This window comes from Leisingera sp. M527 (assembly GCF_025141525.1).
In the GTDB taxonomy this organism is placed as follows: Bacteria; Pseudomonadota; Alphaproteobacteria; order Rhodobacterales; family Rhodobacteraceae; genus Leisingera.
The window spans coordinates 19,847-38,686 of sequence record NZ_CP081039.1; the positions used below are offsets into that span (position 1 = coordinate 19,847).

The window sequence follows — 18,840 nt, forward strand, 5'->3', positions numbered from 1 at the left end:
GATATAGAAATTGCACCGCGCTCTCAGGATTGCTAATGAAACTAAATCCTGTCCCTATGAGTTTGTATCATATGATTGCCCCGCGCCGCTTCCTGCCCTCAATCCCCTCGCTGCTGGCGTTGGAGGCGGTGGACCGGCTGGGCAGTGCTTCGGCTGCGGCGGAGGATTTGTCGCTGACGCAAAGCGCCATCAGCCGCCAGCTGAAGCAGCTGGAGGAGCAGATGGGTGTTGATCTGATTGTCCGTGACCAGATGCGGATGCAGCTGACGCCCGCCGGGACCGGTTTTGCCAAAGAGGCACGCGCGATCCTGACCCGGCTGGCGCAGGCCTCGGTCAAGCTGCGCGCCAATCCGGACGGGGGCAGTTTCACGCTGTCGATCCTGCCGTCCTTTGGCCTGCACTGGCTGGCGCCGCGGCTGCGGGAGTTTGCTGCCGCGCATCCCGGCATCACGGTGAACCTGCACACGCATAATCTGCCGTTCAGCTTTGATGCTGGCACAGCGCAGGCGGCGATCCATTACGGCACGCGGGACTGGCCGGGGGTGGCGTATCTGCCCCTGATGCCGAAACATGTGCTGCCGGTCTGCGCGCCGGGGCTGATGGCGGGGCCGGTGTCTTCGCCTGCGGACCTGCTGGATTACCCTCTGTTGCATCTGGAGACCCATCCTGATTGCTGGGAGCAATGGTTTCACTTGCATGATGTGCCGGCGGCAAAGCTGCGGGGGATGCTGTTTGACCAATCCTCGGCCATGACGCAGGGGGCGGTGCATGGGCTGGGGGTGGCGTTGCTGCCGGACTTCCTGGCGGAGAACGAGATCGCGCAAGGCCGGCTGGCGCTGGCGATGGAGGGGGCGGCAGTGAGTCTGGGCGAGTACTTCCTGGTCTGGCCTGCGGATCAGCCAGAGGAGTATCCGCTGATCAAGTTCCGCGAATGGCTGCTGTCGCAGCTGGGGGAGGTGTAAGATGCGTTTGCCGGGCCTGACCCATCTGCGTTGTTTCGAAAGCGCTGCGCGGCATCAAAGTTTCACTGCGGCGGGTGAGGAATTGGGGCTGACGCAAAGCGCCGTCAGCAAAAAGGTAAAGGAGCTGGAGGCGGATCTGGGCTTCGACTTGTTCCAGCGTTCGGGCCGGGGTGTGGTGCTGACGCCTGCGGGGCAGGGGCTGGCCGCCGATCTGAAGCTGGATCTGGCAGGTTTGCGGGCGACGCTGCAAAAGGCGGCGGCTGCCGGGGCGGGCCGCTCGGCTTTGCGGATTGCGGTGCTGCCTGCTTTCGCCAACCTGTGGCTGATTCCGCGGCTGCCGGATTTCTTCGCCCGCCACCCGGAGGTGGAGCTGAGTTTCTCCACCCGGCTGGAGCCGTTTGATTTTGCCCGCGAGAACTTTGACTTGGCAGTGCACTACGGGCTGGACAACTGGCCGGGCACCCATATGGCGCCCTTGTTCGGCGAGGAAATGGTTCCGGTCTGCGCACCCGCGTTTCATGCCGCGCACCAGCTGGAGCTGGCGGGTAACCTGGCACAGGCGCCGCTGCTGCATCTGGACAGCCGGGCGGGAACCTGGGCGGAGTGGTTCGAGCGCGCCGGGCTGGCAGGCGCACCGCGGCAGGACGGGCGCTATTTCGATCAGCATTCGATGGTGATTGCGGCGGCGGCGGCGGGGCTGGGCGCGGCGATTGTGCCCTATGACATGGTGGCGCGGGAGATTGCGTCAGGGGATCTGTTGCGGATTCCGGGGCCGGAGCTGGTGTCGCGCAAGCGCTATTACCTGGTGCGCCCGCACGGGCCGGTGCCGGAAGCGGTGCAAAAGCTTGAACGGTGGCTGAAGAAGCAATTGCGTTCAAAGCCGGGTTGAGGAAATCCGCCTGGGCGGCCCTTGGTATTTGATGCCGATCCGGAATGAATGCTGTCGCAAACTGCCGGTTTTTCCGGTGCATTTGCCGCGCCAACCTTGCAGCGCCATCAAACCAGCAGGGAGCCCTCGCCATGGCCCAGTTCCGCCGCGCAAGCCGTCTTGACCCGATCGGGGTCTCGGAGATTTTGACCATCGGCGCGAAGGCGGCAGAGATGAGGCGCCAGGGCGTGCCGGTGATCATCCTTGGCGCCGGGGAGCCGGATTTCGACACGCCGGACCACATCAAGGAGGCAGCCGCCGCCGCGATGCAGGCGGGGGAGACCAAATACACCCCGCTTGGCGGTACGCTGGAACTACGGCTGGCGGTGCAGGCGAAGTTCAGACGCGACAACGGGCTGGAATATGGGCTGGACGAGATCATCGCCGGCACCGGCGCCAAGGAAATCCTGTTTGATGCTTTCATGGCGAGCCTTGATCCCGGCGATGAGGTGATCGTGCCCACGCCCTATTGGACCTCTTATTCCGATATCATCCGGATTGCCGGCGGGGAGCCGGTGCTGGTGCCTTGCGGCAGTGATACAGGGTTCCGGCTGACCGCAGAGAAACTGCAGGCGGCGATCACCCCGCGCACCCGCTGGCTGCTGCTGAATTCGCCGTCCAACCCGGCAGGTGCGGGGTACAGCGCCGCGGATTACCGGCCCTTGCTGGAGGTGTTGCTGCAGCATCCGGATGTCTGGCTGATGGCCGATGACATGTATGAGCACATCACCTATGGCGGGTTTCAGTTCGCCACGCCCGCACAGGTGGAGCCGCGGCTGAAGGAGCGGGTGCTGACGGTCAATGGCGTCTCCAAGGCTTATGCGATGACGGGCTGGCGGTTGGGCTATGCGGGCGGGCCGAAGGATCTGATTGCGGCGATGAAAGTGGTGCAGTCGCAATCGACTTCGCACCCGTCCTCGATTTCGCAGGCGGCAGCAGTGGCAGCATTGAACGGGCCGCAGGAGGTGCTGGCAGAGCGGCGGGCCAGTTTCCAGGCACGGCGCGATCTGGTGGTGGAGGCGCTGAACGGTATCGACGGCATTGATTGCCCGGTGCCGGAGGGCGCGTTCTACACCTTTGCCAATTGCGCCGGGGTGCTGGGCAAGCAAACGCCGCAGGGGGATGTGCTGGAGACGGACGCGGATTTCTGCGCCTATCTGCTGGATCAGCATCATGTGGCCGTGGTGCCGGGCCGGGCCTTTGGCATCTCGCCTTACTTCCGGATTTCCTATGCGACTTCCGAGACGGAGCTGCGGGAAGCCTTGTCCCGGATTGCCGCTGCAGCCGCGGCGCTGGCTTAGGCCTGTGCCACCGCTGGCTGGCGGCGGTTCCTGGCGTTGGTCCAAGCCTGTACCAGCTGGCGCTGCAAGGCGGCGGCGGCAAGACCCAGGGCGAGGCCGCCAAAGATTGCCAGGGCATCGTTCAGCGGGCTGCGGGCCTCCAGCCCGAGCATCGGCATCAGCAGTTCCGGCACAAACCGGTGCAGCAGGTAGATCGGGAAGGCGGCCTGCGCCAGCCGCATCAGGGGGCGGGCTGCAAACCGCGGCATCGGCAGGCGGGTGACGAACAGCAGCCCGGCAATCAGTGCCAATAGCCACATGTATTTGATCCAGCCGCCGTACCAGTTGCCGCCAAGATAGGCCGCCGCGGGCATGATCAGGCAGGCTGCCCCCAGCACCAGAAGCCGTTGCCGCAGCGTGCTGGCGGCGGTGATGCACCATCCCAGGGCAAACAGGTAGAAGACCCACGGCACGGTGAACTGCGCGCGGCCGCCGATTTGCCAGACCTCGGGTGCAATCAGGCGGAGTGCCACGGCAAACGCCAGAAAACACAGGCCGGTGCGGAAAGCACCCTGGCTAGCAAGCCAGCGGCGCAGGGGCGGCACGGCAAAGGGCAGCGCCACCAGCAGGGTCATTTGCATATAAGCCTCGATGAACCAGTACAAATACGGCAGCATCAGGTGGGTTTCCGGGATTGTCACGGCAAAATTGCCGGCCAGAAAGACCGAGACCCAGGGCACCTGCTCCCACGCCGCGGCATAGCCTGCAAGGATCAGATAATAGGGGATCAGCACCGCGGCTACCGGTTTGAAGAAGCTGCGCATATCGCCGGACCTTAGCGCCTCCCAGCGAAAGCCTGCGACGCTCATCCCCATCAGGATCACCATCGCAGCTGCTCCGCCGAACACCGGCCAAAGGGTCTGGTGGGCCACCACCACGGCGAGGATGGCAGCCACGCGGGCAACCAGATCGAAAGGCAGGCTGGCGCCGGGCGCCGGGACGGCTTGCTCAAGAGTGCTGATCGGCATGTTTTCCCAGCCCGCCGGGGCGCCGCCAAGGGCTTCGTCCAGAGCCAGGGATAGCTCTACATGACGCAGGGAATCTCCGCCGAGTGCGGCAAAGCTATCGTTCCGGCCCACACTCTGCGGCGCAAAGGCGGCCTGAAAGGCTGCCAGCACATTCCTGGCAGGTTTGCGCTGCGCTGATTGCGCCTTCAGCGCCGGATAGTCGATCTTGCCATTGGCGCGCCGCGGCAGGGATTTGCGCGGAAGGACGGTGAAATGCTGCTGGCCGATGCCGGTCAGCTTGGCGGCCAGCGCAGCGATGCTGTCCTCCGCCCCGCAGATCGCAATCGAAATGCGGCTGTCATCACCCCAAACCGCGGTCTCATGCCCCTGGGCGGCCAAGGCACGTTCAATGGCGTCATGACCGATACGCAGGCCGGCAATCTTGGACATCCGCGAAAGCCGCCCGGTGATGTGGTAGAGCCCGTTTGCATCGCGCCGGGCCAGATCGCCGGTTGCCAGCTCGCTGAGACCGGCGCCTTTGGCCAGATCGGCGTGGCTTTCGGCATAGCCCATCATCACGTTCGGCCCCTGATAGATCAGCTCGCCTTCGCCCTCAGGCGTGGCGATTTCGGTGCCGGCGGCAGAGCGCAGCAGCAGACGCCCGCCGGGAATGGCGCGGCCTGCAGCGCCGGGAGTGTCCAAAGCCAGCTCTGGCGGCAGGTAGCTGATCCGCGCGGTGGCCTCGGTCTGGCCGTACATGACATAGAACCGGCCTGCACGGGCTTGCATCCGGGCAGACCACGCGCGGACCTGCTCTGGCTCCATGGCGCCGCCGGCAACGGTCAGGGTCTTGATGTTTTCCGGCAGCGCATGGGAAAGGCCGGCGCTGTCCAGCAGGCGGTAGTGATGCGGCACGCCGGCCAGGCTGGTGGCGCCGGAGGCCTCAAGTGCGGTGTCAAAACCGGGGTCCAGCACCGAGCCGGGCGCAAGCCAGAGGCTGGCACCGGCGGCAAGATGCGAATGCAGCACCGACAAGCCGTAGGAGTAATGCAGCGGCAGGATCAGTGCGGCGCGGTCTTGGGGCTGGATCCCGAGATACTGGGCTATTGCGCTGGCGTTGGTGTCCATAGCCGTGCCCGACAGGCGGACCCCGCGGCCGTGGCCGGTGCTGCCGGAGGTCTGCAGCAGCAGTGTCAGCTCCGGGTGGATTTCAGCGGGTTCATGCGCGTGCGCAAGCAGTTGCCAGGTTCCGCCGATGCGCCGGAAGCTGGCAGCCGGACGAAACCGTTCCTCCAGGCGGGCAGCGGTGACGGGGTCCGCGGCCGGCAGCGGCATAACCGCGTGGCCGGCAGCCAGGGCACCTGCATAGGCGGTAATGGCTTCGGGATCGGATGCGGCTTCAACCGCAATCAGCCGCCGCTCTTGCGGCAGCGATTTGCCGAACTCTGCGGCGGCGTCAGCCAGCGCAGCATAAGTCATCTCAGCCCCGTCCGCCGTAATCAGGCAAGGATTGGCGGCAAACGCACGCAATTTGGCCAGGTCGTAGAACATCCGCAACTCCTTCGAGCGCGGCGGGTAATTTAATTTACTAATTTTGTCAATTATTAGCCGGCGGCCTGTTGCCGGATCGGTACCGGTTGCGAAGCTGGATTGAACATTGACTGCGGCAGATGAGGAGTGCGCGTCTTTGCCGATGCGGTTTGCTGTCTTCACCAATTCCAGGATTTGTTCACGCCGTGCGCCTAAACCCGGGCCTGCGGCCGGTCATTTTTCCGCCGCAAGAAGGGCGCGCTTGCGGCTTGAAATGCCACATTCCTGCAAGGGCCGCTAAATTCATGCCTTATTTTTGCCGCAATTGGCCGGGCATCGGATCGTTTGGGCCCTGGCATTAACTATGATTTCAATCTCTTACGGGAAACGGGCAAAATCTTGCCCATGCTGGCAAAAGGCTTGGAATGCCTAATTCCGGTCACGATAGACTCAGGCTTGAGCAGTATGTTTCAACCAACAATAGCCATAGCAAGGAGGACCCTAAGCGTGGCAAACACAACGTTTCCGGATCCAGTTTTTTCGAAGCTGAAAACCAAAGAGTATACAGGCAGCCGGGACGACATTCTCAGCATCAATCATTCAAACACCCTTGCGCTGAACGCGGCGACGGTCTCGCTGAGCTTTTCGCTGGACCGCCTGCCCGGCGAGATGGCGCTGGTGTCCAAGGACGGCAGCGGCGCCGGGGCGGGCGACTTCACGCTTTGGGTCAAGGACGGCACCTTGGTGGCGACCCAGTCAGACGGCAGCGGGACCGAATACCTGAAAGTCCCGGATCTGGTGTTGTCGGCGCAGCAAACCTACCAGATCTCGGTCAGCTTTGGCGCGGACGGGCTGATGATCTGGCTGGATGGCGCGCTGGTGGCGGCCGAGCCGCAATTCAAGCAGGGGCTGGCAGATAATGACAACGCCCTGGTGATCGGCGGCAGCCGGGCCTGGCGCAGCAATCAGGAGGATGACGCGCATTCGCTGTTCAAAGGCACCATCAGCGATGTGCGGATCTTTGACAGCCAGCTGGGCGAAAGCAGCCAGATTGCACTGGCCGAGGCGGCCGGCACCGCCATGGGCGCCAAGATGGATGCGATGATGGAGGATCTGGCCCCGGCCTTTGGCCAGCTGCACGGCGCCAGCGACACCTTTCTGGAGATCCTGTCGGATTACGGCGTCACCCATCACGGCCATCTGGACCGCAGTCTCAACATGATCAGCCGCAACGGCGGCGACAACACGGTGCGCGGCACCAGCGGCGCCGATGGCATTGACGCGGGCCGCGGCGATGACAAGATCATCGGCAAAGGCGGCTCCGATGTGCTGCAGGGCAACTACGGCAATGACACGCTGTATGGCGGCGGCGGCAACGATGTGCTGGACGGCGGCCACGGCGAGGACACGCTGAAGGGCGGCGCTGGCAACGATCTGCTGATCAGCCGCGCGGACGGGCGCGAGGGGGCCATCGCCTATGACCCGGACCGCGACGAGGGTGACCCGGAAAACGAGCTGACGGACGGCAAGCTGTACCCCGATCAACCGGTGCCGGGCGATGATCTTCTGATTGGCGGCAAGGGCGCGGATATCTTTTATTTCCAGACGCTTATCAATGCCAAGGAACGCTATATCGAGAAGCACACCCGCGACGACGGCACCATCAACTGGCACGGTGTTGCGGGGGAGAACGACAAGCTGCACGACCATTGGGTCGACATCATGGGCCATGATGTGGTGCAGGATTTCAGCCGCGCCGAGGGCGACCGGATTGTCATCGAGGGCCACACCACCGAGATCGCCTCGATCACCTATGGCGACAAGAACGGCGACGGGGTGATGGATCACTCGGTGATTGCGCTCTACTCCGACCAGGGCAACAACGGCGGCGCCCACAACGACGATCTGCTGGGCAAGATCACCGTCTACGGCGACCTGGTGAAACTGTCGGACATCGAACACACCGCGGCGCCGGCCTATGGCATCGTCAAGAGCATCGACGACCTGGAGGAGGCGCTGGCGCCAACCGCGGTTTCCGAAAACACCGGCAAAATCAAGGTCCCGGGGTCGGCGCTGGCGGATGCTGCGCAGGCCGCCATACCAGGTGCCGGCGCGCCGGTTGTTGCGATGCCAGGCCAGCATGTGCTGAGCGGTGAAGACGGCGATTATCTGAATGCGGGTCATCTGGATGCCCTTGCGCTGAACGCGGCGACGGTCTCGCTGAGCTTTTCGCTGGACCGCCTGCCCGGCGAGATGGCGCTGGTGTCCAAGGACGGCAGCGGCGCCGGGGCGGGCGACTTCACGCTTTGGGTCAAGGACGGCACCTTGGTGGCGACCCAGTCAGACGGCAGCGGGACCGAATACCTGAAAGTCCCGGATCTGGTGTTGTCGGCGCAGCAAACCTACCAGATCTCGGTCAGCTTTGGCGCGGACGGGCTGATGATCTGGCTGGATGGCGCGCTGGTGGCGGCCGAGCCGCAATTCAAGCAGGGGCTGGCAGATAATGACAACGCCCTGGTGATCGGCGGCAGCCGGGCCTGGCGCAGCAATCAGGAGGATGACGCGCATTCGCTGTTCAAAGGCACCATCAGCGATGTGCGGATCTTTGACAGCCAGCTGGGCGAAAGCAGCCAGATTGCACTGGCCGAGGCGGCCGGCACCGCCATGGGCGCCAAGATGGATGCGATGATGGAGGATCTGGCCCCGGCCTTTGGCCAGCTGCACGGCGCCAGCGACACCTTTCTGGAGATCCTGTCGGATTACGGCGTCACCCATCACGGCCATCTGGACCGCAGTCTCAACATGATCAGCCGCAACGGCGGCGACAACACGGTGCGCGGCACCAGCGGCGCCGATGGCATTGACGCGGGCCGCGGCGATGACAAGATCATCGGCAAAGGCGGCTCCGATGTGCTGCAGGGCAACTACGGCAATGACACGCTGTATGGCGGCGGCGGCAACGATGTGCTGGACGGCGGCCACGGCGAGGACACGCTGAAGGGCGGCGCTGGCAACGATCTGCTGATCAGCCGCGCGGACGGGCGCGAGGGGGCCATCGCCTATGACCCGGACCGCGACGAGGGTGACCCGGAAAACGAGCTGACGGACGGCAAGCTGTACCCCGATCAACCGGTGCCGGGCGATGATCTTCTGATTGGCGGCAAGGGCGCGGATATCTTTTATTTCCAGACGCTTATCAATGCCAAGGAACGCTATATCGAGAAGCACACCCGCGACGACGGCACCATCAACTGGCACGGTGTTGCGGGGGAGAACGACAAGCTGCACGACCATTGGGTCGACATCATGGGCCATGATGTGGTGCAGGATTTCAGCCGCGCCGAGGGCGACCGGATTGTCATCGAGGGCCACACCACCGAGATCGCCTCGATCACCTATGGCGACAAGAACGGCGACGGGGTGATGGATCACTCGGTGATTGCGCTCTACTCCGACCAGGGCAACAACGGCGGCGCCCACAACGACGATCTGCTGGGCAAGATCACCGTCTACGGCGACCTGGTGAAACTGTCGGACATCGAACACACCGCGGCGCCGGCCTATGGCATCGTCAAGAGCATCGACGACCTGGAGGAGGCGCTGGCGCCAACCGCGGTTTCCGAAAACACCGGCAAAATCAAGGTCCCGGGGTCGGCGCTGGCGGATGCTGGGGATCTGACCCTTGCGGCGGCGGAAAGCCCGGTCTTTGCCATGGCCGGCAGCCACCGGTTCGATGCCGAAGACCGCTCTGCCTATGTCTTTGACCATAACAAGGCGCTGGAGCTGTCCAGCGGCACTATTGCCTTTCGCTTCACCGCCAGCAGTCTAGGCGGCTACCAAACCCTGTTGTCCAAGGACGCCGTTGAAAACGGCAGCGGCGGGCATCTGGCGGTTTATCTGGATGAAACCGGCAAGCTGATCGTACGTCTGCAGGACAGCGAGGAGACCCACTATTTCACTGCGGCAAATGCGATTGAGGCAGGCACAGACTATGACTTCAGCCTGAACTTTGGCAGCGAGGGCGTGGAAGTCTACCTGAATGGCGCGCGGATTGCCTATGAAGCCGGGCTGAATTTTGACTGGAGCAGCAACAACGAGGCATTGATTGCCGGGGCTGCAGGGTGGAGCAATGCAGCCGGCAAAACCGACAAGATCCACAGCTACTTCGATGGCAGTATCAGTGATCTGGCGGTTTTTGACGCGGTGCTGACCGGCGAAGAGGTTTTCGGAAGTGATGAGCGCAGCGATTACGCTTATTTCGGCGGCCGGATCGACAGCTTTCATTTCAACCGCAGCGGTGGCGAAATCCAGATCAGCAAGGGCGGCTCTGAGACGGCCCTGGAGCCGAATGATACCTTTGCCGCATTCAAGGACGTCACCGTGCGAGCAGCGGATATTCAGTTCGGTTCCAAAAGCAACGACGAATTGCGAGGTGCCGATGGTGCCGATGTGCTGATCGGAAAAGGCGGCGATGACCGGCTGCTGGGGTATGGCAACGATGACTTGCTGAGAGGCGGAAGCGGCAACGACACCCTTTATGGCGGTGAAGGCGCCGATACGCTGTCCGGTCAGGGGGGTAACGACAATCTGGCGGGCGGCAGCGGCCGGGACTATCTGTTTGGCGGCGATGGCAATGACACGCTGTATGGCGAAGACGGCCGGGATTGGCTCTATGGCAGCCTTGGCGATGACCGGCTGCAGGGCCACAGCTGGAATGCGTCGGACCCCTCAGACCGGGACCGCGCCGTGTTTGACGGCAACTTTGAGGACTACAGTTTTGAAAGCTATACCTACTTTGACGCCAACCGGGGTTCCGACATCACCCGCCTGACGGTAACTGATGCGGCCAGCGGCGGGGCTGATGGCTATTATGAAGGCCGCGACCAGCTGCTGGATATTGGCTTGTTAGTCTTTGCCGATCAGACTGTTGCCTTTGATGACCTGATCTGACGCCAGGTCCGGGCGTAAAACGGCACGGGTTTGGCAGAGCAAACATCTGCCAAACCTTCAGGTGGCTTTCACCGGGGGCATTTGGGTGCCTCCGGTGAGTATCGGTCCTGGATGCATATGATTTAGACACCATTCAGAAATGCCGCCGGCTGCGCAAAGCAGAAACGTCACTGGATAGCGCAACAGGAACAAGGCTTGGCAGCCCGTAGACCTCAAATACCGAAGGGCTGATAAGCCTTGTGAGAACATGATACTGTAGCGGTTTGAGCCCAGACCTACATAACTGTGATAATGTCGCCGACAGCGATGATCTCGTTCAAGCAAAACTGGCCGTCTGCTCTCATATGCAGATGCGGTAAATCAAGATGGCCGTTCGGCCTCGGTTGATAAACCTCGCATGGGAATGATTTTCCAACGCTTGAGATGAATATTTTGGCTTCCAGTACAGTGGCAAAGGCCAGATCAATCTGGTCTTTTGTGTGCAGAACACAACGACTTCGACCATCCTTGTCGTCGGTCAGAAGATCGTAGTTGTTTATCTCAATGTTCATAAGGGACGATCCCATACGGACATGCAAAACTCAACGGCAGCTTTATCCGCGTTGCCGTCTTTCGCTTGCGATCATCGCCTCCGACAATTTCTTCTTGCAGGGCCTGGGCTTATACCCCATCTTCTCTGAGTTTGTCCGCACCTTGGGCTTGGGTGGCGCGTTCTCCTGCATCTCTTTGACATGCGCCAGAACCGCACTGAGCCGTTTGTTCCCGATGACGGCAGCATGGGTCACGCGCTGGTCCATATCAAAGACTCTGCAGGGCAGGGATTGGCGCTTTCCAGCGCACCTCAAACCGCCCATCCGCAAAGGCATAGGTATCCACATACTTGCCAACCAGGGCGCGTGACAGCTCGTTTTCTTCCAGCATGACCCGCTTGCGGTCATAGGAGAATGTGAGCTGCTTTCCGGCAAAGTGGTTCTCACGCCAGCACAGCACTTCCGCCAGCCGGTCCGATCCGACATTCAACGCCCGGTGCAGGTTGTCCGGCTTGGCAGGGACCTTGGAAAACCTGGCGTTGAAGCGAGTTTTGAAGCCTTCCAGAAAGGCGTTTCCGGCCTCCATATTCGAAACACCTGCCAGTCTCAGCTCATTGACAAGCCGGTCCTGAAGCGTGCGGTTCGCCCGTTCAACCCGGCCTTTGGCCTGAGAGCTGTTTGCGCAGAGGATCTCGATGTTCAGCTCATTCAGCGCGCGCCCGAACTGCCCCTCTCGACGAATGCCTGCATTCGTCTGCCGGTTGATAGTCATGCCAGCGCCGTTCCTGGCATCGGTTTTAGCCACCCGGAACACAGTGTGCTTGTCGCTGTAAAAGGCCACCGGACGGCCATGCTGAACCAGATAACTTTCCAGCGCCTCGAAATAGCTGAAGGTGCTTTCCGACTTCACAAAACGCAGTTCCATCAAGGTGCTGGTGGCATCATCAATGAAGACGAGCAGGGTGCAGGGCAGCGCGCGATCCTCAAACCAGCGATGATCGGAACCGTCGATCTGGATCAGCTCGCCATAACATTCCCGGCGCAGGCGCGGCTGGTGAAATGTCCGGCGCTGTTTGCGCCCCTCTCGGGCATGCTTTGCATTCCCTGCCGGGCAGTGGACAGCCAAATGCCGTCTTCAATCATCTGCCACCCGGCAGTGCATCCGAAGGATGCATGAGAGGGCATTTGCGCAAGGTCTCGCGGGACACTGTGAACCCTTGATGCTCGGCCAGCATCTCAGCCGCCAGTGTCGGGCCGAAATCCCGGTAGTTCTTTTTGACCAGGCTCAGCGCATAATCGCGCTTCGCGTTGTGGATCCGGTTGTTGGGAGGCTTGCCGCGCGATTTGTAGCAGATCGCGGATGCGCCGTCCTGGCGGTATCGCTTCAGAAGCCGGAACACTTGCCGCCGTGTCAGATCCAGCAGGTTAGTCGCGTTATCAACTGTCAACCGGCCGTCATCGACCTGCGCCAGAACCACCACGCGGTTCAACTCGCGCTCGCACAACATCACCCATCCCATGTCCGCTCGTCCTCGCTGCCTTATGCGAAGAGAGTGACACTTCTGCTTTGCCGATGGGTGACATTACTGCTTTGCGTGTGAGCGATACTTGAACTGTGTCTCCTATCCTTTCTGAGGGTAGGGGAGTTGACCCAGTTCAGCCATCATCTTTTGGCGGAAGACCTCGGCTGGTGTCTTCCATCCGAGGCATTTTCTGGGTGTTGCGTTGAGGCGGTCACTGATCATCTTCAATTCTTGATCAGTGAGTGCCGTGATGCCTCGCTTCCTCGGCAGCCATCTTCGCGCGCGGCGATTGGTGTTTTCGACGGTGCCTTTTTGCCAGGGTGAGGAGGGATCACAAAACCACGTTTGCGTTCCGGTCTCGGCCGGTAAATGGGGCCACGAGACAAACTCGGTGCCTCGATCAAAGGTGATGGGCTTCCGTGCCAGATGGGGCAGGTCGCGCACAGCCTTCATGATCTTGCCCCTCTCGATGATCTTGCCCCTCTCGGCGATACAAATATCGCCTGCCGGGCAGCGCATCACAGGCTTGGTGCGCTTGTTTGGGTTCTTCAGCAGCACCGTGAACCGGCTGACGCATTCGACCAGCGACGTGACATTCGATTGTCCAAGCTTTTGTTTGAACAACATCAAATCACCTTCCCAATGACCAAACTGGCGTCGGTGGGCCACATCATCCGGGCGGAACAGAATGCTGACATCGCGGTCAAACTTGGGCGCCTGGCGTTTTCTGGCGCGCCTTGGACGACGGGCTTTACGATGTTCGGGCAGGTACCACCGAGCTTCTGCGCCATACCTTCTTTGGAATAGATATAGCGATAGATTGTCTCCTGACAGACACGCAGTTTCGCGCCTTCGCAGATCATGCGGTTGCCGGTCTGCTCGGGCGTCCAGCCCTGTTTGATACGTGCTACGACTGTCTGACAGAGATCCGGGTGCCGGATCAGCTTGCGCTGCACCGACCGACGCTTGTCTGTCTGCAATTGTGCGGCTTGTCCGAAGTAACCAGCGTACTTCTTGGGGAACGCGTCATCAGCCCAGAAGTTACGTTTGATCTCGCGAAAAATCGTCGATTTGTGGCGCTTGAGGACACGCGCCATCTCTCTGACGGGCACCTTAGCGTGCCACCAGGTCTCGATTTTACGACGTTCTCGCAGTGACAGTCGCGTGTAAACGGCTCCCATGCCATGTTCTCCTATTAGATAACTCATTGTTTTCTAATAGGAGTCGCACTTCCGGTAGCGCGCTCCCGGCTATATAGATGCATCTTGTAATGGAGATTATGTTAAGTTTTTAGCAAGAAGAGCGGAGAGTGTGAGATCGCTGGATCTGCGTGCGCAACCCCTCCAAACTATGAAGGCGGTCGTTCACAGTCGAGCGGGCGAGGTCTCCGGTGCTGCTGGCAGCGACAAGACCGGCAATGCACAGGAAGCGCCTTTGCATAGTCCAGGCTGCTGTCCGGTAGCGGACATTGCTTCATCATGGCGCGAAGGAGCAGCTTGTGTCCTCATCTGCAGTCATTGAGCAAGCTAAGAGCGGGTGTTCTTTACGCACTTGGCCTCCGCACTTCGGCGGCACGGGGCTGTCAGCATAACTTGCGCATTCTGTCTGCTCTTTCAGCAGTTGCGGCAAGACCGGCTCATGAAGTCGTCAGGCTTTCCCCGGTATCCAAAACGGGTGCTGCATCAATGTCCTCCGCGTCCAGCATGGCGGCGACGCGTTCCAGTGCCGCAATTAATCCGGCCTGCTCCCAATCTTCCATCGCTTCAAACTTGCGAACAAACCGTTGCTGCAGGGGGTCAGGGGCTTCTGCAATTGCCTGACGGCCTTTTGCAGTGACAGATATATCGGTTTGACGCCGGTCGGTCTGCGACTTTTCACGTACGGCCATCTCTTTGCGCACCAGCTTGTCGACAAGCGAAGTCACGGTTGCTTGGGAAATCCGCATCTGCTGCGAGATTGCCTTGGCCGTGCAATGCTCGCTGCCAGCGATAATTTGCAGCACCCGAAACTGCGGCGCAGTCAGTTCAACCGACCGGGCAAGCTCACGTCCGAACAGGTCGGTCGCGCGCAGAATCCGGCGCAGGGCGATCAAGCTGGCATCAATACGGTCCATCTTCAGTTTCTGGCAGAGCTTGGGGGGATAATCAAGAAGTGCGATTTTATGGGTTTTTACTTTGATAGATGAAGCATAAGTGATCCACTTGATAGGCGCATTTTCGTGAATGATGGGCAAAAAACGACACATTGACGCAATATGCGACACTGGCTTGAAGCCGTAGCGGGAGGCTGTTACTTAGTCAGTCAAATTAAAATGGAGGCGCCGGGACAGATGCGGCATGCGTTAGAGTTTTTCCGGAAAGCAACACCCGCACTGCGTGAACCCGCAGCGGAAGATGGGGCCGGGATCTGGGAGCTGGTGCGCGCATGCAAGCCGCTCGACGAAAACTCCATGTACTGCAATCTGATCCAATGCGACCACTTCAGCGAGACCTGCGTGGTTGCCGAGATCGAGCAAGAAATAGCTGGCTGGACTTCTGCCTATGTTCTGCCTGACGATCCGGAAACGCTGTTTGTCTGGCAGGTGGCGGTGTCGGAACACGCCCGCGGAACCGGGCTTGGCTCGCGGATGCTGAACGGTCTGCTGCTCCGCGAGGCCTGCAAAAACATCAAGCGGCTGCAGACGACAATCACGCAAGAAAACAGAGCGTCCTGGGCATTGTTCCACAATTTCGCAGCCAACCGGAGCGCGCCGCTGAAGAGCCGGCCCCACTTTACGCAGACCGGGCATTTCCGTGACCGCCAGAGTACCGAGCACATGGTCACGATCGATTTCTCCGAGACGCCCGGCTGCACAGTTTGAGGGCGCTTTGATCCATGTGGCGCTTGCCCGTTTTGACCTGTCTAGTTCCAAGAGGACACAATATGCCGACTGATACGTCAGCCGAGATTTCCATTTTCAAGCGCCGCGAATCCGAAGCGCGCAGCTATTGCCGCGGCTTCGATACGGTGTTCACCCATGCCAGCGGCTCTGAGCTGACTGATGACAAGGGGCGCCGGTACATCGACTTTCTTGCCGGCTGCTCGTCGCTCAACTACGGGCACAACGATCCGGACATGAAGGCGGCGCTGCTCGACCACATCTCGACCGACGGGCTGGCGCACGGGCTGGATTTCCACACCAGCGCCAAGGCGGATTTCCTTGACGCCTTCGACCGGCACATCCTGCGGCCGCGCAACATGGACCACAAGGTCATGTTCACCGGCCCAACCGGCGCCAATGCGGTTGAGGCAGCGCTGAAACTGGCCCGCAAGGCGACCGGCCGCAGCAATGTCATCGCCTTCACCAACGGTTTTCACGGCGTCACCCTGGGCGCCCTGGCGGCCACCGGCAACAGCTATCACCGCGGCGGCGCCGGCACCCCGCTGAACGGCGTCACCCGGTTGCCCTATGACGACTACTTCCCGGGCGGCGCTGATACCGCTGAATACCTTGAGACGATGCTGAACGACCGCTCCAGCGGCATCGACGCCCCTGCGGCTATCCTGCTGGAGACCGTGCAGGGCGAAGGCGGCCTGAACGCCGCGCGCCCCGAATGGGTGCAGCGCATCGCCGCGCTGGCCAAGGAGCACGGCGCGCTGCTGATCATCGACGACATCCAGGCCGGCTGCGGCCGTACCGGCGGCTTCTTTTCGTTTGAGGACATGGGGATCACACCGGACATTGTGACGCTGGCGAAATCGATCTCGGGCTTTGGCCTGCCGATGGCGCTGATGCTGGTGCGCCCCGCGCATGACATATTCGGCCCCGCCGAACACAACGGCACCTTCCGCGGCAACACTCATGCCTTTGTAACGGCCCGGGTTGCGATCCGGAAATTCTGGGCCGGCGGCCGGTTCCAAAAGGATGCTGCCGCCAAAGCCCGGCTGTTGACTGCCGCCCTGGAGGAAATGGCCGAACTGCTGCCTGGCGCCTGCCTCAAGGGGCGCGGCATGATGCAGGGGCTGGATGTCGGTTCAGGCGGACTGGCCGCCAGCATCTGCGCCCATGCCTTTGAGAACGGGCTGATTATCGAAACCTCCGGCAACAAAGACCAGGTGGTCAAGGTGCTGGCCCCCCTGACCACATCTGAGGATACCCTGATGAAGGGTCTGAACATCCTGCGCGGCGCGATCCGCGGCGTAACGGACTCAAGCAAATTTGCAGCGGAGTAAGACATGATAGTTCGCGACTACAACGACATTGTCAAAAGTGACCGCAGCCGCGTTGTATCGGACGCAAAGTGGTCTTCGGTCCGGATGCTGCTGGAGCAGGACGGGATGGGGTTTTCGTTCCACATCACCTTTCTTGAGGCCGGTTCGGAACACACGTTCGAATACAAGAACCACTTCGAGAGCGTTTATTGCATGCAAGGCACAGGCTCGATCACCGATCTGGCCACCGGCGAAACCCACCTGATCCGGCCCGGCGTCATGTATGCGCTGGACAAACATGACCGCCACACCCTGCGCGCCGAGGAAGAGCTTGTCATGGCCTGCGTGTTCAACCCGCCGGTGACCGGCAGCGAAACCCACCGCGAAGATGGCTCCTACGCGCTGGAAACCACTTGAAGAGGCCCCGGCGCCAGCCGGGGGATAGACAGTGAATTTCCCCGAACACACCGTCGAGAAGATCGGCGGCACGTCGATGTCCCGCATCCGGGAATTGCGCGACACTTTGATCATTGCTGACCGTTGCGGTGGCGCGCTCTATCACCGGATTTTTGTTGTCTCCGCTTTTGGCGGGATCACCAACCTGTTGCTGGAGCATAAGAAATCCGGTGAACCTGGCGTCTATGCCCTGTTTGCCAACGACGACAACGATCATGGCTGGCTTGATGCGCTGAGCCGCGTGGGTGAAGCGATGGCCAGGGTCCACAATGGCGTCCTGGACAATCCGGCCGACCGGGCGCTGGCGGAGGATTTCGTGCGCGACCGCATCGAAGGAGCCCGCAGCTGCTTGTTCGACCTGCAGCGCCTATGCTCCTACGGCCATTTCCGTCTGTCGAGCCAGATGATGCTGGTGCGCGAGCTGCTGTCCGGGCTGGGCGAGGCGCATTCCGCCTTTGTGACAACGCTGATGCTGCAGCGCGCCGGTGTGAATGCCCGGTTTATCGACCTCAGCGGCTGGCGCGATGACAGGGAATGCTCGCTTGAGGAACGGATCAGCGGCGGCCTTGGCACTCTTGACCTGGCATCGGAATTGCCTGTGGTCACCGGCTACGCGCAGTGCCGCGAAGGGCTGATGCGCGAATATGACCGCGGGTATTCCGAAGTCACATTTTCCACCATCGCGGCATACACCCAGGCGAAAGAGGCGATCATCCACAAGGAGTTCCACCTGTCATCCGCGGATCCGGCACTGGTGGGCACGAAAGCTGTGCGCAAACTGGGGCACACGAATTACGATGTCGCCGACCAGCTTTCGAATATGGGGATGGAGGCCATTCACCCGAATGCTGCCAAGATCCTGCGTCAGTCAAAAGTGGCTCTGCGCATCACCAATGCCTTTGAGCCTTCCGATCCCGGCACCCTCATCGACGGCCAGCCTTCCAAAACCGCAGCCGTTGAAATCGTGACCAGCCTTGATGTGGTTGCGCTGGAACTGTTCGAGCAGGATATGGTCGGCGTCAAAGGCTATGATGCCACGGTACTGGAGGCCCTGTGCCGCCACAACGTCCGGATCGTTTCCAAAAGCTCGAACGCCAATACCATCACCCACTATGTCGAGGCTTCGCTGAAGACAGTGCGCCGTGTGGTGAATGATCTGGAACGCGCCTATCCGTCCGCCCAGGTCAGCACGCGGGCGTTGTCCATCGTTTCGGCCATTGGACGCGACCTGTCCGGGGTGCAGGTGCTTCGCCGCGGGCTTGCAGCCTTTGACCAAGCGGGTGTCGGGGTGATCGCTGCGCATCAGACACCGCGCAATGTCGATGTTCAATTTGCAGTGCCACGGACATCAGCGGAAACTGCGGTCACGGTTTTGCACAGGGCTCTCATTGCGGGAACCGGCCAGGCTGCAAAAGTAAAAGCGGCGTGAACAGGCAGCCGGGCCTGTGGCGCCCCTTTGCTTTGACCCTGCGGCCAGGATTGA

Annotated in this window: 11 protein-coding genes and 2 pseudogenes; 8 read left to right on the forward strand and 5 right to left on the reverse strand. The window is 61.1% G+C overall.

Annotation, left to right across the window (positions count from 1 at the left end; translation table 11 throughout):
* The first annotated feature begins 71 nt into the window (after positions 1-71).
* From K3555_RS21810 to K3555_RS21820, 3 genes are all read left to right on the forward strand, one after another.
* Positions 72-962, forward strand: coding sequence for a LysR substrate-binding domain-containing protein (locus K3555_RS21810; protein ID WP_260008801.1), 891 nt, complete (start codon positions 72-74; stop codon positions 960-962).
* A gap of 1 nt (position 963) precedes the next feature.
* Entirely contained in the window at positions 964-1,851 is an 888-nt protein-coding gene (locus K3555_RS21815) for a LysR substrate-binding domain-containing protein (RefSeq protein ID WP_260008802.1), read from the forward strand.
* 131 nt (positions 1,852-1,982) lie between these two features.
* Positions 1,983-3,191, forward strand: a complete 1,209-nt coding sequence (locus tag K3555_RS21820) for a pyridoxal phosphate-dependent aminotransferase (RefSeq protein WP_260008803.1) — start codon at positions 1,983-1,985, stop codon at positions 3,189-3,191.
* On the opposite strand, the gene K3555_RS21825 is transcribed toward K3555_RS21820, so the two are convergent.
* Complete coding sequence (locus K3555_RS21825; protein WP_260008805.1) at positions 3,188-5,728, reverse strand: AMP-binding protein; 2,541 nt, start codon at positions 5,726-5,728, stop codon at positions 3,188-3,190. The two genes, K3555_RS21820 and K3555_RS21825, sit on opposite strands and share 4 nt — an antisense overlap.
* 486 nt (positions 5,729-6,214) lie before the next feature.
* Between K3555_RS21825 and K3555_RS21830 the strand changes: the two genes are divergently transcribed.
* The gene (locus K3555_RS21830; protein ID WP_260008807.1) at positions 6,215-10,657 is read left to right on the forward strand and encodes a LamG-like jellyroll fold domain-containing protein; all 4,443 of its coding nucleotides are present in this window, start codon (positions 6,215-6,217) and stop codon (positions 10,655-10,657) included.
* 275 nt (positions 10,658-10,932) lie between these two features.
* On the opposite strand, the gene K3555_RS21835 is transcribed toward K3555_RS21830, so the two are convergent.
* From K3555_RS21835 to K3555_RS21855, 4 genes and pseudogenes are all read right to left on the reverse strand, one after another.
* Positions 10,933-11,208, reverse strand: a complete 276-nt coding sequence (locus tag K3555_RS21835; RefSeq protein ID WP_260008808.1) for a hypothetical protein — start codon at positions 11,206-11,208, stop codon at positions 10,933-10,935.
* A 42-nt stretch (positions 11,209-11,250) separates the two neighbouring features.
* Positions 11,251-12,707, reverse strand: a pseudogene (locus K3555_RS21840) (ISNCY family transposase).
* A gap of 102 nt (positions 12,708-12,809) precedes the next feature.
* Positions 12,810-13,891: pseudogene (locus K3555_RS21850) on the reverse strand (IS30 family transposase).
* Positions 13,892-14,346: 455 nt separating this feature from the next.
* Positions 14,347-14,823, reverse strand: coding sequence for a MarR family winged helix-turn-helix transcriptional regulator (locus K3555_RS21855; RefSeq protein ID WP_260008852.1), 477 nt, complete (start codon positions 14,821-14,823; stop codon positions 14,347-14,349).
* A gap of 198 nt (positions 14,824-15,021) precedes the next feature.
* Between K3555_RS21855 and ectA the strand changes: the two genes are divergently transcribed.
* The 4 genes from ectA (at position 15,022) to K3555_RS21875 (ending at position 18,786) form a co-directional block, all read left to right on the forward strand.
* Positions 15,022-15,570, forward strand: a complete 549-nt coding sequence (gene ectA, locus K3555_RS21860; RefSeq protein ID WP_260008812.1) for a diaminobutyrate acetyltransferase — start codon at positions 15,022-15,024, stop codon at positions 15,568-15,570.
* 62 nt (positions 15,571-15,632) lie between these two features.
* Positions 15,633-16,922, forward strand: a complete 1,290-nt coding sequence (ectB, locus tag K3555_RS21865; RefSeq protein WP_260008813.1) for a diaminobutyrate--2-oxoglutarate transaminase — start codon at positions 15,633-15,635, stop codon at positions 16,920-16,922.
* 3 nt (positions 16,923-16,925) lie between these two features.
* Positions 16,926-17,318, forward strand: a complete 393-nt coding sequence (locus K3555_RS21870; RefSeq protein ID WP_129373141.1) for an ectoine synthase — start codon at positions 16,926-16,928, stop codon at positions 17,316-17,318.
* 76 nt (positions 17,319-17,394) lie between these two features.
* The gene (locus tag K3555_RS21875; RefSeq protein WP_409201704.1) at positions 17,395-18,786 is read left to right on the forward strand and encodes an aspartate kinase; all 1,392 of its coding nucleotides are present in this window, start codon (positions 17,395-17,397) and stop codon (positions 18,784-18,786) included.
* Positions 18,787-18,840 lie beyond the last annotated feature (54 nt).